At 73.2% G+C, this 14,074-nt stretch carries 13 protein-coding genes; 5 read left to right on the top strand and 8 right to left on the bottom strand.

From position 1 onward, the window contains the following. Positions 1-49: 49 nt before the first annotated feature. Together helR and CXR44_RS36755 are read right to left on the bottom strand one after the other, a co-directional pair. Positions 50-2,203: an RNA polymerase recycling motor ATPase HelR gene (gene helR / locus CXR44_RS36760; protein ID WP_101790771.1), complete on the bottom strand. Its 2,154-nt coding sequence runs from the start codon at positions 2,201-2,203 to the stop codon at positions 50-52. A gap of 409 nt (positions 2,204-2,612) precedes the next feature. Beyond that, on the bottom strand, positions 2,613-3,320 hold the full coding sequence (locus CXR44_RS36755; protein ID WP_144070217.1) for a hypothetical protein: 708 nt from the start codon (positions 3,318-3,320) through the stop codon (positions 2,613-2,615). 240 nt (positions 3,321-3,560) lie between these two features. Here CXR44_RS36755 and lexA point away from each other — a divergent pair, with 240 nt between their 5' ends. Next, a complete protein-coding gene (gene lexA / locus CXR44_RS36750) occupies positions 3,561-4,220 on the top strand; it encodes a transcriptional repressor LexA (RefSeq protein ID WP_101790769.1) in 660 nt (219 codons plus the stop codon). A 256-nt stretch (positions 4,221-4,476) separates the two neighbouring features. Here the strand turns inward: lexA and CXR44_RS36745 are convergent, their stop codons facing one another. Then, positions 4,477-5,046, bottom strand: coding sequence for a TetR/AcrR family transcriptional regulator (locus CXR44_RS36745; protein ID WP_101790768.1), 570 nt, complete (start codon positions 5,044-5,046; stop codon positions 4,477-4,479). 60 nt (positions 5,047-5,106) lie between these two features. Between CXR44_RS36745 and CXR44_RS36740 the strand changes: the two genes are divergently transcribed. Next, positions 5,107-5,682, top strand: a complete 576-nt coding sequence (locus CXR44_RS36740; RefSeq protein WP_101790767.1) for a DUF2867 domain-containing protein — start codon at positions 5,107-5,109, stop codon at positions 5,680-5,682. Positions 5,683-5,877: 195 nt separating this feature from the next. On the opposite strand, the gene CXR44_RS36735 is transcribed toward CXR44_RS36740, so the two are convergent. Beyond that, positions 5,878-6,753, bottom strand: a complete 876-nt coding sequence (locus CXR44_RS36735; RefSeq protein WP_101790766.1) for a helix-turn-helix domain-containing protein — start codon at positions 6,751-6,753, stop codon at positions 5,878-5,880. Positions 6,754-6,926: 173 nt separating this feature from the next. On the opposite strand from CXR44_RS36735, the gene CXR44_RS36730 reads away from it, so the two are divergent. Both CXR44_RS36730 and CXR44_RS36725 read left to right on the top strand, forming a co-directional pair. Beyond that, complete coding sequence (locus tag CXR44_RS36730; protein ID WP_219602230.1) at positions 6,927-7,637, top strand: SDR family oxidoreductase; 711 nt, start codon at positions 6,927-6,929, stop codon at positions 7,635-7,637. Between the two features lie 75 nt (positions 7,638-7,712). Then, positions 7,713-8,807 (top strand): serine hydrolase domain-containing protein, encoded by a 1,095-nt coding sequence (locus CXR44_RS36725; protein WP_101790764.1) that lies wholly within the window; start codon positions 7,713-7,715, stop codon positions 8,805-8,807. Here CXR44_RS36725 and CXR44_RS36720 read toward each other — a convergent pair. The 3 genes from CXR44_RS36720 to CXR44_RS36710 all read right to left on the bottom strand — a co-directional run bounded on the left by CXR44_RS36720 (position 8,785) and on the right by CXR44_RS36710 (position 11,512). Continuing rightward, on the bottom strand, positions 8,785-10,044 hold the full coding sequence (locus tag CXR44_RS36720; protein ID WP_101790763.1) for a methyltransferase: 1,260 nt from the start codon (positions 10,042-10,044) through the stop codon (positions 8,785-8,787). The two genes, CXR44_RS36725 and CXR44_RS36720, sit on opposite strands and share 23 nt — an antisense overlap. Positions 10,045-10,210: 166 nt before the next feature. Further along, positions 10,211-10,975, bottom strand: coding sequence for a PIG-L family deacetylase (locus CXR44_RS36715; protein WP_101790762.1), 765 nt, complete (start codon positions 10,973-10,975; stop codon positions 10,211-10,213). A gap of 66 nt (positions 10,976-11,041) precedes the next feature. Next, positions 11,042-11,512, bottom strand: coding sequence for an erythromycin esterase family protein (locus CXR44_RS36710; protein ID WP_342748637.1), 471 nt, complete (start codon positions 11,510-11,512; stop codon positions 11,042-11,044). A 165-nt stretch (positions 11,513-11,677) separates the two neighbouring features. Between CXR44_RS36710 and CXR44_RS36705 the strand changes: the two genes are divergently transcribed. Further along, positions 11,678-12,391 carry a TioE family transcriptional regulator gene (locus CXR44_RS36705; RefSeq protein WP_101790761.1) on the top strand — a complete coding sequence of 238 codons (714 nt, stop codon included), beginning with the start codon at positions 11,678-11,680 and terminating at the stop codon, positions 12,389-12,391. Between the two features lie 28 nt (positions 12,392-12,419). On the opposite strand, the gene CXR44_RS36700 is transcribed toward CXR44_RS36705, so the two are convergent. Continuing rightward, positions 12,420-13,817: an MBL fold metallo-hydrolase gene (locus CXR44_RS36700; protein WP_101790760.1), complete on the bottom strand. Its 1,398-nt coding sequence runs from the start codon at positions 13,815-13,817 to the stop codon at positions 12,420-12,422. Positions 13,818-14,074: the final 257 nt, after the last annotated feature.

The following is a 14,074-nucleotide window of genomic DNA, read 5'->3' as shown; positions in this document are numbered from 1 at the left end:
CGGCGTACGGATGCGGGGCCGGCCCACCAGTGGGCCGCGCGGTCGCGCGTCAGGGGCTTGTGAGGATGACGAGCCGCCGGGTCGCACGGGTCATGGCGACGTAGCGGTCGACCGCCCCTTCGACGCCCTGGCCGAACGTCTCCGGGTCGATGAGGACGACCAGGTCGAACTCGAGCCCCTTCGCCAGTTCCGGGGTGAGCGACCGGACGCGCGGCGTCGCCCGGAACGTGGGGTCGCCGATCACGCAGGCGATCCCGTCGGCGTGGGCGGCGAGCCAGGAGTCGAGGATCGAGCCCAGATCCGCGGCGGACCCGTGCTCGACGGGGATTCCGCTGCTGCGGATGGAGGTCGGCACGTTCGCGTCCGGGAGCACGGCCCGGATGACCGGCTCGGCCTCGGTCATGATCTCCTCCGGCGTCCGGTAGTTGACGCTCAGGGAGGCCAGGTTGATCCGGTCGAGCCCGATCCGCCCGAGCCGTTCCTGCCACGACTCCGTGAACCCGTGCCTGGCCTGGGCACGGTCCCCGACGACGGTGAAGCTCCCGGACGGGCAGCGAAGCAGCAGCATCTGCCACTCCGCGTCGGTCAGTTCCTGGGCCTCGTCCACGACGACGTGCGCGAACGGGCCGGCGAGCCGGTCCGGTTCGACGCGGGGCAGCGCCGCCTCGTCCACCAGGGCGTCCCGGATGTCCTGGCCGTGCAGCATCGTCACCACCCCCTCGCCGTCGTCATCGGCGTCGAGCAGGTTGTCGACCACGCTCGCCATGCGCTCGCGCTCGGCGGCGACAGTGGCTTCATGGCGGCGCCTGCGCCGCGACGCCTCCGGGTCGCCGAGCCGCTGCCGTGCCGCGTCGAGGAGCGGCAGGTCGGACACCGTCCAGGCCTGGGGGTCGGCGCGTTGCAGCCGCCGAACCTCGTCGGCGCTGAGCCACGGAGCGCACATCCGCAGGTAGGCGGGCACCGACCACAGGTCTCCCACGAGGTCGGCCGCCTCGATCACCGGCCACGCCCTGTTGAAGGCCGTGAGCAGCTCCCTGTCCTGCAGCAGCGACCGCCGGAGCAGGTGCTCCGGCGCGTCGCCGCCGTGCTTGTCCACCAGGATCGTGAGCAGTTCCTCCCAGATCTGGTCGCGCGCCTCGTTGTGCGGGGTGCCGGGTTCGGCCGCTCCGAACGCCTCGGCCCAGTCGTCGGCGCCCAACCAGACGTCCGACCAGTGGGTCGAGACCGTCATCCCCTCGGTGGGCGGGTTCTCGTAGAACCTGACGGCCGGCTCGATCGCCTTCACCATGTCCGCGGACGACTTCAGGCGGGCCACGTCCGGGTCGGTCTCGACCGTCGCTCCGGCTCCCTCGGTCACGAGGTCCCGCAGGGTGCAGGTCTGTACGCCCTCCTCCCCGAGGCTGGGCAGGACGTCGGCGACGTAGGCCAGGTAGGGCTGGTGCGGGCCGACGAACAGCACGCCGCCCCGGTGGTGCCCGAGGCGGGGGTCGGAGTAGAGGAGGTAGGCGGAACGGTGCAGGGCGACGACGGTCTTCCCCGTCCCCGGGCCGCCGTCGACGACGAGAGCGCCGCGGGACCCCGCGCGGATGATGGCGTCCTGGTCGGCCTGGATGGTGCCGAGCACGTCCCACATCCTGGGCGACCGGTCGCCGCCCAGGCTGGCGATGAAGGCGGACTGGTCGTCGAGCGCGGCGTGCCCGTCGAACCCGTCCTGGACGAACACCTCGTCCCAGTAGTCGTTGATCCGGCCGCGGGCCCAGCGATACCTGCGGCGGCTCGCCAGCCCCATCGGGTTGGCGTGGGTCGCTCCGAAGAACGGCTCCGCCGCGGGGGAGCGCCAGTCGAGCAGCAGCCGGCGGCCCGCCCTGTCCGTGAGGCCGAGGCGTCCGACGTACACGGGCTCGGGATCGTCCGCGCCGACCATGCGTCCGAGGCACAGGTCCAGGCCGAAGCGACGCAGGGCGCGCAGGCGAGCGGTCAGCCGGTGGATCTCCATGTCCCGGTCCATCGCCTGCCGGCCCTTTCCGCCGGGCGACCTGCGCTCGGCGTCGAGGCGGTCGGACAGGTCGGCGATCGCCTGTTCGAGGCTCTCCGCGATGGCCGCGAAGTGCCGCTCGTCACCGCCGATCAGCGCCGCGTCGGCCTTGGGGGAGAGGTGCTCGGGAAGGTCGAACGCACTGGTGGTCAGCGGGTTCACGTTCATCTGCTCCGATCTGTGGGTGGCCGGCGACCATGACGCCCGGCCCTCGCTCCCGCGCGGGTCCGGGGTGGTGGGAGCCGTCTCAGGCACGGCTGCCGGGAACCGTCGTCTCCCCGGGTTCCGGCTCCGGCGGACGATTCTGCGGCACGACCCGGGTCTTGCCGCAAGCCCCCCGCTGCGCTATACGTTGAGAGTGGAAAGGAGGATCACCCTTCTTTCTTTCGCCGTCCGGGTCGCCGTCCGGGCACCGGCTCGGAGCGAGTCGACCGCCGAAGGCCAGTTCGTCCGGCGCTCCTCAGCTCCCGCACACCTTCCGCTACGGCAGATCCGGTACGTACGCCGCCCCTTCCACCGTGCTGAGCGGCCGCCCGGCCCTGGCGCTCGCCCACCCACCTCGTGCTGTGGCGAGTTCTCAGCACACTTCCCCTGTCATGGTCGTGTCCCAGCGCATGCCGGCGACCATGTGTTCCAGGTAGCCCGCGTCGCTGACCGTCACCGTGATCTCCGCGTACGGAAGTCCGGCCAGGGAGTGGTCGTCGAACACGGCCCACACGTCGTAGTCGTCCAGATCGGCGGGACCGTCCGGCTCCTCGGGATCCCAGGGCTCGTTCGGGTCCTTCAGCGCCGCGACCTCGCTCCGTAGCGGGACGTTCCGGTACGGGCTGATGTCGTAGGAGGTCACAATGTCGGCGGCGCGTTGTGAGAACTCCTCGGCGTTGCCGGAAGTGAACACGGAATAGCCGGGGCGGCTGCCCCCGCTCAGCTTGTACACGTCTTCGGCTTTGCGCCTGGGTTCGAGGACGGTCTCGCCGTCGTCTGCGAGCAGGTACCCGTCTTCGGTGACCCTTATCTCCTTGCCGAGGATGAGCTCGAAGAGACTCGAAAACTCGTCCTTCAGCCGCATGCCTGTGGTGATCTCCTTGCCCTGGTGCTCGGTGAAGGGGTACCGCTCTCCGTCTTCGTCGTCCTCGTCGCGCAGATACCCGTGGTCCAGCTTCCACCAGGCGTCGACCAGGAGGGACAGGGGGAAGACGGTCTCCTCCGGCACAAAGGGGACGTCGGGGTTGACGATGTGCACCCTCCCACGGAGGGTGGAGCCGTCGACGGAGTCGACGGACACGGTAAAGATCGTGGTCACGCTGGGGGCGCCCCTTCAGCCGGAGACAGTGGTCACATCTGATCACCAGTGAGTCCGGATAGTAGACGTCCGGGCCGACACTCGCCTCCGGCGTCGGCACCCGCAGCCGACACCTCCTGGCGGACGCTCTTGTCGCTGCGCCCACGAGGATGCCGGGAGGAAGGCTCGGCGGTCGCACCGTCCGGCGGATACGCGGGACGCACCGCGTCTAGCATTTCGCGGGTGACCACCTACGACGATCCTGACACGTTCGGCCACCTGGACTTCTCGGCCCTTCCGCAGCGCCAGCAGCGGATCCTGGCCACGATCCGGGACTGGGTGGTCAGGTACGGGCATCCTCCGAGCACGCGCGAGATCGGCCGCGCGGTCGGCCTGCGGTCGCCGTCGTCGGTGTCGAAGCACCTGAGAAGCCTGGAGGACAAGGGATTCCTCAGCCGGGCCACGACGATGACCCGGCCGATCGACGTGCGGCCGTTCCTGCGGGCCTCGGCGCCGCGACCGGTGGCCGACCTGGTGACCGTGCCCGTGGTCGGAGACATCGCCGCGGGCAGCCCCATCTCCGCCGACGAGCACCTGGACGGCACCCTGACCCTGCCTCGCGACCTCACCGGGCGCGGCACCGTGTTCGGCCTTCGCGTGCGGGGCGAGTCGATGGTCGGAGCCGCGATCTGCGACGGCGACATCGTCGTGGTGCGGCAGCAGCCCGAGGCCCACTCCGGCCAGATCGTCGCCGCGATGATCGACGGTGAGGCCACTGTCAAGGTGTACCGCCGTCGCGACGGGCACGTCTATCTCGAACCGCGCAACGCCGGTTACGAGATCATCGACGGCGACGGCGCCACGGTGCTGGGCATCGTGGTCTCGGTCCTGCGCAGCGTCTGAGCACCCGAGGTCGTCGGCCGGACCTGCCGGGAGGCTGGCGGAGGCGACCAGCAGATGCTCGGTCGTGCCGGGGCGTGGGGAACGCCGTCGACCGTGGTGCCCGGCGAGAGCCGCAGTCGCCAGATCGCACCGGCCCAGCCGGCCGCGGTCGGCGGGCTGGCCACCGCCCTTCGGATGGTGGCCGTAGCGCTTCGAGAGCTCCCGGAGCGAAGGAGCGGTCAAGCCCTGAGTCCCACGGCGTCGGGTGTGGCCGGGACTACAGTGCCGCCGACACCAGCGTGCGCAGCGCGGCGAGCGCCCGGTGGGGGTCGACCCGGTCGGGCGCGAGGAGCCACTGCTGATGGATGCCGATGCCCGCGCCGACGATCGCGACGGCCAGCGCGTCGGCGGGCAGCTCGGGTGGCAGCGGCACCCGCTCCAGCCATCGCCTGCAGTGTTCGCGCAGCGCGTCGTGGATCTCGAGGTAGCGGCCGTGGATGGGCGAGCCCGGCTCCAGCGCCTCGACCAGGAGCGTGACGAAGAGCCGGGTCGTCGGCAGTGTCAGCAGGGCGCCGAGCCCCTCCACCAGGCGCTCGAACCCCGCCTCCACGCTCTCCGCCTCGGTGACGCCGAGGCGGACCAGCTGGACCGAGCGTTCGAGCACGGCCAGCAGCAGGCCCTCCTTGCTGCCGAAGTGCCAGGGGATCGAGCCTCTGCTGATCCCGGACCGTTCGGCCACGTCGGCGAACGTGGTCTGCCGGTATCCCTTCTCGGCGAACAGCTCCGCCGCCGCGGTGAGGATCAGCTCGCGGCTCTCCTGGCTGGTCTGCTCTCGTCGCGTTGTCACGCCACCTCCTTGTGTGCTAGCAATCGTAATCTATGCTGGCGAACACAGGAGGTTGTCCGTATGAGACTCGCGAACACCGCGCACACGTCGCGCCCCTGGCGGATCCACGAGATCGCGCGCGACTTCCGGCTCGAGGACGTGTGGGCGCTGCCGACCCCGGGAGGGCCGGACGAGCTGGAGCTGCTGGTGCGGCAGATCACCTCCGGGGAGGGACGCTTCTCCGGAGCGACCCGCGTGCTCTTCGCGCTCCGCTGGAAGATCGGGGAGCTGCTCGGCTGGGACGGGCCCGACTCGGCCGTCGGCGCCCGGGTGCGGACACTGCGCGACCGGTTGCCGGCGGACCTCCGCGACGCCCCAGCCGGGCCGGACCCCCGCGCGATCCCGTTCACCTCGGTCTACCGGACGCGCGACGAGTGGGCGGCGGAGATGGCCAACCGGACCGTGCACACGGTGATGCACATCGGCTGGGTGCCCGACGGGGCGGGCGGGTACCGCGGTCAGATGGCCGTGCTGGTCAAGCCCAACGGGCTGTTCGGGGCGGCCTACATGGCGGCGATCAGGCCGTTCAGGCGGCTGATCGTCGATCCGGCGGTGGTCCGCATGATGGGACGCGGCTGGCGCCACGCCGCCCGGTGAGCCGCCCGGCGGTGAGCGGCGCGCCGCCGATCCCGCCGCGTGAGCACGCAGAGGGACACGCCGGCTCGTCACACGCTGCGGGACACGGCGCGGGGAGGCGCGGCGCGGGGAGGCGCGGCGCGGGGAGGCGCGGCGCGGGGGCGGGGGCGGGGGGAGAGCGTGGCAGGCCCGGCCGGGCCGCCGTGGGGGCATGGCTCAGGAATCGCGGTCGCTTCGGACCTCGAGCCGCGGGGCCGGGCGGGCGGCCCAGCTCGCCAGGAAGCTCAGGGCCTGCTCGGCGGCCGAGCCCGGCTCCGCCAGGTAGGTGACGAGGACCTGGTCGGGGTCGCCGCCGACCCGGAGCGTCTCGCAGTCGAGCCGCATCTCGCCCGCCAGCGGATGGTCGAGATGCACCGTGCCGGTCGAGCGTTCCTTGACGTCGTGCCCGGCCCACAGTCGCCGGAAGTCGGGGCTCCGCATCGACAGCTCGCCGATCAGGGCGGCGAGCCGCCGGTCGCCGGGATGGCGGCCCGCGTCGAGCCGGAGGAAGGCGACCGTCTCGCGGGCCTTGTCCTCCCAGTTGCGGTAGAGGGCGCGGAACGACGGGTCCAGGAAGACCAGGCGCGCGCAGTTGAGCCCCGCGGCGGGCAGGATCGGCTCGGCGCTCACGCTGCCGAAGAACAGCGCGGTGGCCAGCCGGTTGGCGGCGAGCAGCTCGCAGCGGCGGCCCAGGACGAACGCGGGCGCGTCGACCGCGTCGAGCATGCGCTGGATGGTCGGCCGCACCCGCGGGGCGGGGCTGCGCGCCGTCTGCCGGGGCCGGGCGAGGTTGCGCAGGTGGGCGTGCTCGGTCTCGTCCAGCGCCAGGGCCCGGGCGATCGCGTCGAGGATCTCGTCGGAGACGTTCGCGGCCCGCCCCTGCTCCAGCCGGACGTAGTACGGGACGCTCACCCCGGCGAGCAACGCCACCTCCTCGCGGCGCAGCCCGGCGACCCTGCGCCGCTCGCCGTAGGTCGGCAGCCCCGCGTCCTCCGGTCGCAGGCGCGCCCGGCGCGATCGCAGGAAGTCACCCAGTTCGCGGCCCGTGTCCATGCCGCCCAGTATCGGGCATCCCGCCGTGGCGGACCTGACCCTGCCAGTACCACCTTCGCAGGGGTGCTGGCAGGCCCCGTACGACCTCGCGCAGCATCGAGCCCAGCGAAGAACTCGAGCACTGGAGGAACGCGATGACTGCGAACTCACCTCTCACCGGCCGGCGAGCTGTCGTGACCGGGGCCTCATCGGGCATCGGCGCGGCCACGGCCCGGCTGCTCGCCGCACAGGGGGCACGGGTGGCTCTCGTCGCCCGCCGCCGGGACCGGCTGGACGCCGTGCGCAAGGAGATCGAGAACGCGGGCGGGTCGGCCGTGGCCGTGCCCTTCGACCTCACCGCCGGTCAGATCGACGGGCAGGCGGTGGCGCGGGAGCTGGGCGGCGTGGACCTGCTGGTCAACGCCGCAGGCATCCTGACGCCGGGCCTGGCGGCGGACGGCCGGATCGACGAGTGGGAGCGCCAGGTCGAGGTGAACCTCACCGGCCTGCTGCGGTCCACCCGGGGGTTCCTGCCGTTCCTCACCGAGGCCGCGTCGGCCGGCGGGCCCGCCGACCTGGTGAACATCTCGTCGGTCGCGGCGAGCAAGGCGGAGTTCGGCGCGGGCGTGTACGCCGCGACCAAGGCGGCCGTCAGCCACCTGTCCAGGAACCTCAGGCTGGAGCTGGCCCCGGCCGGGATCCGCGTCACCGACATCCAGCCCGGCATGGTCGTCACCGACCTCCTGTCAGGGTCGGAGCTCGGAACCGCCTGGTCCGAGGACATGAAGACCCGCATCGACCCCCTCGCGGCCGAGGACCTGGCGGAGGTCGTCGCCTTCGCCGTCGGCCGCCCGGCCCATGTGAGCCTGCCGGAGGTGATCGTCATGCCGGCCAAGCAGACGTGAGCGTGTCCGGCGTCGGCCGGTGCCCGGCTCGCCCCTGCTAACCTAGGAGCATTAGGAAATTACCTAGGAGTTCTCATGACAGTGAACGCGCTCCAGGAACGGGTGCAGCGGGCCATCGACGAGCTGGTCGCCTCGGGCCGCGAGCTGGGTGTCCAGGTGGCCGCCTACGTGCGGGGCGAGCTCGTCGTCGACGCGTGCGCGGGTGTCGCCGACCCCGGCTCCGGCCGGCCCGTCACACCGGACACGCCGTTCTTCAGCTTCTCGACGGGCAAGGGCATGACGGCCACCGCCGTCCACGTCCTGGTCGAGCGGGGAGAGCTCGACTACGACCTGCGCATCGCCGACGTGTGGCCGGAGTACGCCCAGCACGGCAAGGGCGGCACCACGCTGCGGCACGCGCTGACCCACGCGGCCGGCGTGCCCGCCCTGCCCGCCGGCGTCACCGCCGAGGACTTCACCGACTGGACCCGCATGTGCGCGCTCGTGGCCGGCAGCGAGCCGCTGTGGGAGCCGGGCACGGCCCACGGCTACCACGCGTGGACCTACGGCTGGCTGGTCGGCGAGACCGTGCGCCGCGCCACCGGCCGCACCCTCGCGCAGGTCCTCGCCGAGGACGTCGCCGAGCCGCTGAAGGTGCCCGGCGAGCTGTTCTTCGGCGTGCCCGCCGACCAGCAGCACCGGCTCGCGGTCCTGCGCGACGGCAACTGGTCGGCGGCGCTGGAGCAGATCAGCTCCGCCGTTCCCCGGCTCGACCTCGTCGCGCCGCCCGGCGTGCGGCCGGACGCCGCCATCGGCGGCCGGCCCGACGTCCTGCGCGCCGACGTGCCCGCGGTGGGCACGATGACCGCCCGCGCGGCGGCGCGGATGTACGCCGCGCTCATCGGCGAGGTCGACGGGGTCCGCCTCGTCTCTCCCGAACGCCTGGCGGAGATGACGGCGGTGGCGGTCGGCGGGCCGGACTGGGTGTTCGGCGCCGATGTCGAGCGTGCCCTCGGCTACTCGATCGAGGGGGGCGGCGCCATGTTCGGCGCGAGCGGCAGCGGCGGCAGCCTGGCCGGGGCCGCTCCGGCCCACGGTCTGGCCCTCGCCGCCACCAAGAACCTCCTCACAGCCGGAGAGGACGACCCGATGGAGGACCTGCGCGCGCTCATCCTGGAGGCGGTGGCGTAGCGTCCTCGGCCGGGCGGAGCCGCCACAGGGAGGTGACCTCCGCGGCGCGGGCCGCGTGCAGCGGGTCACGCGGGTCCGCGGCGCGCGGATGCCCCGGCCGGGTGTCGAGGCGGCCCGCCACCCGCAACCCTGCCGCCCGGATGTCGGCCAGCAGGTGATCGCGGGTGCGCAGCCCCAGGTGTTCGGCCAGGTCCGACAGGATCAGCCAGCCCTCGCCGCCCGGCTCCAGGTGGCCGGCCAGCCCGTACAGGAACCCGCGCAGCATCCGGCAGCCGGGGTCGTAGACGGCGTGGTCGACGGCGGAGACCGGCGTCGCCGGGATCCACGGCGGGTTGCACACGACGAGCGGAGCGCGGCCGGCCGGGAACAGGTCGGTCCGCAGCACCTCCACCCGGCCGGCCAGGCCGAGCCGGTCGAGGTTGTCGCGGGCGCAGGCCACCGCGCGCGCGTCCTGGTCGGTGGCCACCAGCCGTTCGACACCCCGGCGGGCGAGCACGGCGGCGAGCACGCCGGTGCCCGTGCCGATGTCGAACGCCCTCGTCCGGGAGGGCAGGGGCGCCCTGGCGACCAGGTCGACGTACTCGCCGCGGACGGGGGAGAAGACGCCGTGGTGCGGATGGACGCGAGCACCGAGCGCGGGCACCTCCACCCCCTTCCTGCGCCATTCGTGCGCCCCGGCGATGCCCAGCAGCTCGCGGAGCGGGGCCACCGACGGCCCGGTGGCGGGACCGTACACCTCGGCGCACGCCCGGCGCAGGTCGGGGGCGCGCCGCAGCGGCACGGTGTGGTCGGCCAGCAGCGGCACCAGCAGGCGGCCGAGCACGCGCGCCGTCCGCGAGCGGGCCAGCCTGTGCCGGTGGAAGGCGGCGGCCGGCGAACCATCGGCCGGCGAGCCGTCACCCGGCGCGCCACCGACCGGTGGCGCGCCGACCGGCGAGGCACCGACCGGCGAGGCGTCAGCCGGTGGGGCAAGGGCGGCGTCGCCGGATGGCTCCGCCCGGGTGGCCATGACCCGGCTGCGCGCGTCGCGCCGGGCCATGGCGCTCAGCAACTGGCGGGCGTTGTGGAAGTCGCCGCGCCACAGCAGCGCCGTGCCGTCGCGGGCCAGCCGGTAGGCCGTGTCGGCACTGATGCGGTCGTCGGCGACCACGACACGAGCGGGCGGCGGCGCTCCGGCGGCGGAACGCCAGCGCGCGGAGCGCGCCTCACCGTCCTCGGTCCAGTGAATCTCGAGCACTCGGGCTCCTCATGATCGAACCAATGATGGTCATGAGAAGCACCTCGTCGCGGCGGGTGTCAGCCGGTCGTGCCCTCCCGCGAGGAGGTGCGTGCCGGGACGTCGCCGAGAACCATGCCGGGCGGCGGGAACGTCATGATCGACCTCCTCGTGGGGACGTGAACGATCACATGCTATCGAGTGTGGTCGTGGGGGAGCCGGTCCAGGCGACGCGGCGGTACCACTCGTTGGCCAGCATCTGGGCGCGGGCCTGCTCGGGCAGGGCTGTCAGCAGCGTCATCGACGCGCCCCTCCCGACCTCCGACTCGTGCGCGAGCATGGCCTCCCACTTGCGATCGGCCCACCGCCCGACGTCCAGGTGCGTGGTGACCTGCTCGTCGGGGACGCCGGGCAGCGTCTGGCCGGGGGCGGGCGGCGAGCCGAAGACCGCCTCCCAGTGCGCGGCCACCACCGAGCGCGGGATGGTCGTCAGGTACACGGCGCGGGGCCGCCAGGGCTCGCCGGTGCCGGGATAGAGCTGGTCGTACCCGGCGGCCTCGACCGCGGCCAGGGTCACCCGGTGGGCGTGGACGTGGTCGGGATGGCCGTACGAGCCGTAGCCGTCGTAGGTGATCACGACGTCCGGCCGGAACTCCCTGATGTGCTCGACCAGCCGCCCCACCGCCTCGTCGAGCGGCACGTCCACGAACCGCGGGGCGCCGGGCGCCGACTCGGCCTTGCGCGCGTCGGCGTACCCGAGCAGCCGCGGCCTCCCCGCGCCGAGGATGCCGAGCGACCGCTCCAGTTCGGCGGCGCGGACGGTGCCCTGCGCCCAGGTGCTCGTCACCACCGCGGTCCGGGCGCCCTCGTCGGCGTACCTGGCCAGGGTGCCGCCCGTCCAGATGGCCTCGTCGTCCGGATGGGCGTGCACGCACAGCAGGCCGAAATCCATCCCGCTCCCCCTCTTGGTGATCTTCAGCGCCTCATGCTAGCCGGGAACGCGCTCCGGGACCGAAGATCACTCGTACGTCGGCGAAGCAGGCCGGGGGGCCTGGGTGCGGGGGACGTCCTTGACGAAGAGGATCCCGTCGGTCGCGGCCAGGTGGGCGGGGTCCAGCGGGAAGTAGCCGAACCAGGGGGACACGCGGGGGACGGGTCCGGCGTGGCCGAAGGTGGCGGCCAGCCGGTCAGGGTCGACGACGTAGCGGTCCTCCGGGAGCGCGTACAGAAGGCCCTCGACGGTGTCCGAGGGCGGGGTGCCCACCCCCTGGTGCCGGATCGTGCCGAGGGCCGTGGCCACGAAGGCGTACCTCTCGCCCAGGCGGGCGCTGACGAGCGCGCCGGCGCTCCACCACTCCGGCCGCAGGTCGCCCAGCCGCATCCGGCTCTTGTCCCGCTTGAGATGGAGATTGTGGCCGTGGACCAGCGCCGGCCCCGCTCGGCGACGGCGAGAAGGTTGTCGGCCATCATCGAATCCCGCAGCGCGCACAGCCGTGTCACGCGGCTCGGTGACGTGTCGGCCATCCAGAAGTGGTAGCGCAGCAGGCCGGTGGCGGCGTCGACGGGGTGGGCGGCTGCCTGGCTGCCAGAAGTCATGCCTTCAACGGTATCATTGAACCTTCCGTTGATACTTTCCCACGACTTCGCTAGGGCGATGAGACGAAACCTTCGAAGCGGCGATCGGCTGAGGCCGGTCGACCTGGCGCGCGAGCACGGCCTGTCCACGCAGGCGATCAGGAACTACGAGGAGGCCGGCATCCTTCCCGCCGCCGGTCGCACCGCCCACGGCTACCGCACCTACACCCCGCTGCACGCGCAGGCCCTGCGCGCGTTCCTCGCCCTCGTGCCCGGCCACGGCCATCCGACGGCCACGTCGATCATGCAGGCGGTCAACCGGGACGCGGCCGAGGAGGCGTTCCGCCTCATCGACGAGAGCCACGCCCAGCTCCTCGACGACCGCCGCACCCTCCGGGCCGTCGAAGCCGCGCTCCGCGACCTCGCTCCCGTCCCGCAGGAGCGCGGCGACACGTTCGTCGGCCCCCTGGCGAGAGGGCTCGGCCTGCGCCCGGCCACCCTGCGCAAGTGGGAACGCGCCGGGCTGGTCCAGCCGCGCCGCGACCCCCGGACGGGCTACCGCGTCTACAGCGCGGCCGACGTACGCGACGCCCGGCTGGTCCACCAGCTCAGGCGGGGCGGCTACCTGCTGGAGCAGATCGCCCCGCTGATCGCGCAGGTCCGCTCGGCCGGCGGGGTCGTGCCGCTGGAGTCGACGCTGCGCGACTGGCACGCCCGCCTTTCGGCGAGGAGCCGCGCCATGCTGGCGGGCGCCGCCGCGCTGCACGCCTATCTCGGCTCCCGCCCGGGTTGAGGGTGGACGGTGGCGGCGGGTGGGGCGTTCAGTCCTGCGGGGCGGTGATGGTCAGTCCCGCGGCGGCGGCGCCGGAGTAGTCGTCGTCGATGTGCACCACCGCCCGTCCGGCCCGGGCCAGCAGGCTGGTGGCGACGGCGGCCCGGTAGCCGGAGCCGCAGTGCACCCAGACGGTCCCGTCCGGCACGTCGGCCAGCCGCGCGGGCAGCTCAGGCAGCGGGATGTGCGTCGCGCCGTCGATGTGCCCGTCGTGCCATTCGTTGGTCATGCGCACGTCCAGCACGACGTCGGGAGCGGGCAGGTCGTGGCCGGTCCGGCCGGCGCGGGCGGCGGCCAGGTCGGCGAAGGTGGCCACCGTCAGCCCGGTCAGCCGGGTCTGCTCCCCGCCGGCCCACTGCTCGGGGGTGCCGGTCGCGGTGGCGGCCGGGCGGTCTATGCCGATGCGGGCCAGCTCGCGCTGGGCGGCGGCGACCTGCTCCGCCGACTCGCCCAGCAGCGTGATCGGCGCGCCCCAGGGGGCCATCCAGCCCAGCCAGGTCGACATCGGCCCGTCCAGCCCGAAGCTGAGCGTGCCGGTCAGGTGGCGGGTGGCGAAGGCCTTGCGCGAGCGCAGGTCCACCACCCACTCGCCGGCCTGGATGCGTTCGCGCAGCTGGGCGGCATCGGCTGCCCGCACCGGGGTCAGGTCGAGCAGGTCGGCGCCGGCGCTGTTGCGCGCGCCCATGTGGGCGTAGTAGGCCGGGTAGGCGTCCAGGCCCGCGAGCGTCCGGGTGACGAAGTCGTCGGCTTCCAGCCGCAGCGCCGGGTTGGCCTGCTTCTCGCGGCCGATGGTGGAGGCCGGGGCGTCCGACTGGGCGGCCGAGCAGAAGCTGCCGAACCCGTGGGTGGGCCAGATCTGCGCACCGTCGGGGAGGAGGTCGGCCAGGCGGCGCGCCGAGGCGTGCTGGTGGTGGGCCAGGGTGTGGGCGTGCTCGGCGCCGAGCAGATCGGTGCGGCCGGTGGTGCCGAACAGCAGCGACCCGCCGGTGAAGACGCCTTCGGGTCCGGCCGGGCCGGTCAGGATGTAGGACAGGTGGTGGAAGGTGTGACCCGGGGTGGCCACCGCCGAGACCCGCATCGCGTCGGAGACGGCGATCTCGTCGCCGTCCGCCACCGCCAGCCGGTCGAAGCCGACCTCGTCGGCGCCGGCGACCAGGTAGGTGGCGCCGGTCATCCGCGCCAGGGCCAGGCCGCCAGAGACGTAGTCGTTGTGCAGGTGGGTCTCGGCCGCGTGGGTGACGCGCACGCCGAGCCGTCCGGCCAGGGTCAGGATCCGGTCGATGTCACGCTGCGGGTCGACCACCAGCGCGACGCGGCCGTCATGGGCCAGGTAGCTGCGGTCGCCCAGCGAGGAGGTCTCCACCACCTCGACGTGGATCGTGGTCATCGTCGTGCCGCCTTAGCGTCGTCGGGATCGGGAGCGGTCGTCGTCGTGTGCAGGAACACCTACGGGGGTGTCGGGGGCGTCCACCGTCACGCGTGTCCGCATATACCCCAGGGGGTACCCAGCCTCACATCTTGAGGAAACGCATACCCCGGGAGGTACATTCCAACCGATGATGTCCGGCTGTCCCCACGAGGGACTTTGGTCCCGGCCATCGTGGACCTTACGCCCCCTCACCCGCCCGGCGGCGCGACGTAGCG

This window comes from Nonomuraea indica, assembly GCF_002850745.1.
In the GTDB taxonomy this organism is placed as follows: Bacteria; Actinomycetota; Actinomycetes; order Streptosporangiales; family Streptosporangiaceae; genus Nonomuraea; species Nonomuraea indica.
This window is presented reverse-complemented; position numbering and strand designations above follow the sequence as displayed.

Bases quoted from the DNA above. Each gene is read 5' to 3' on its own strand.
- helR (WP_101790771.1), bottom strand. From the start codon at position 2,203: ATGAACGTGAACCCGCTGACCACCAGTGCGTTCGACCTTCCCGAGCAC.
- CXR44_RS36740 (WP_101790767.1), top strand. From the start codon at position 5,107: ATGAGACTCGCGAACACCGCGCACACGTCGCGCCCCTGGCGGATCCAC.
- CXR44_RS36735 (WP_101790766.1), bottom strand. From the start codon at position 6,753: ATGGACACGGGCCGCGAACTGGGTGACTTCCTGCGATCGCGCCGGGCG.
- CXR44_RS36725 (WP_101790764.1), top strand. From the start codon at position 7,713: ATGACAGTGAACGCGCTCCAGGAACGGGTGCAGCGGGCCATCGACGAG.
- CXR44_RS36715 (WP_101790762.1), bottom strand. From the start codon at position 10,975: ATGGATTTCGGCCTGCTGTGCGTGCACGCCCATCCGGACGACGAGGCC.
- CXR44_RS36705 (WP_101790761.1), top strand. From the start codon at position 11,678: ATGAGACGAAACCTTCGAAGCGGCGATCGGCTGAGGCCGGTCGACCTG.
- CXR44_RS36700 (WP_101790760.1), bottom strand. From the start codon at position 13,817: ATGACCACGATCCACGTCGAGGTGGTGGAGACCTCCTCGCTGGGCGAC.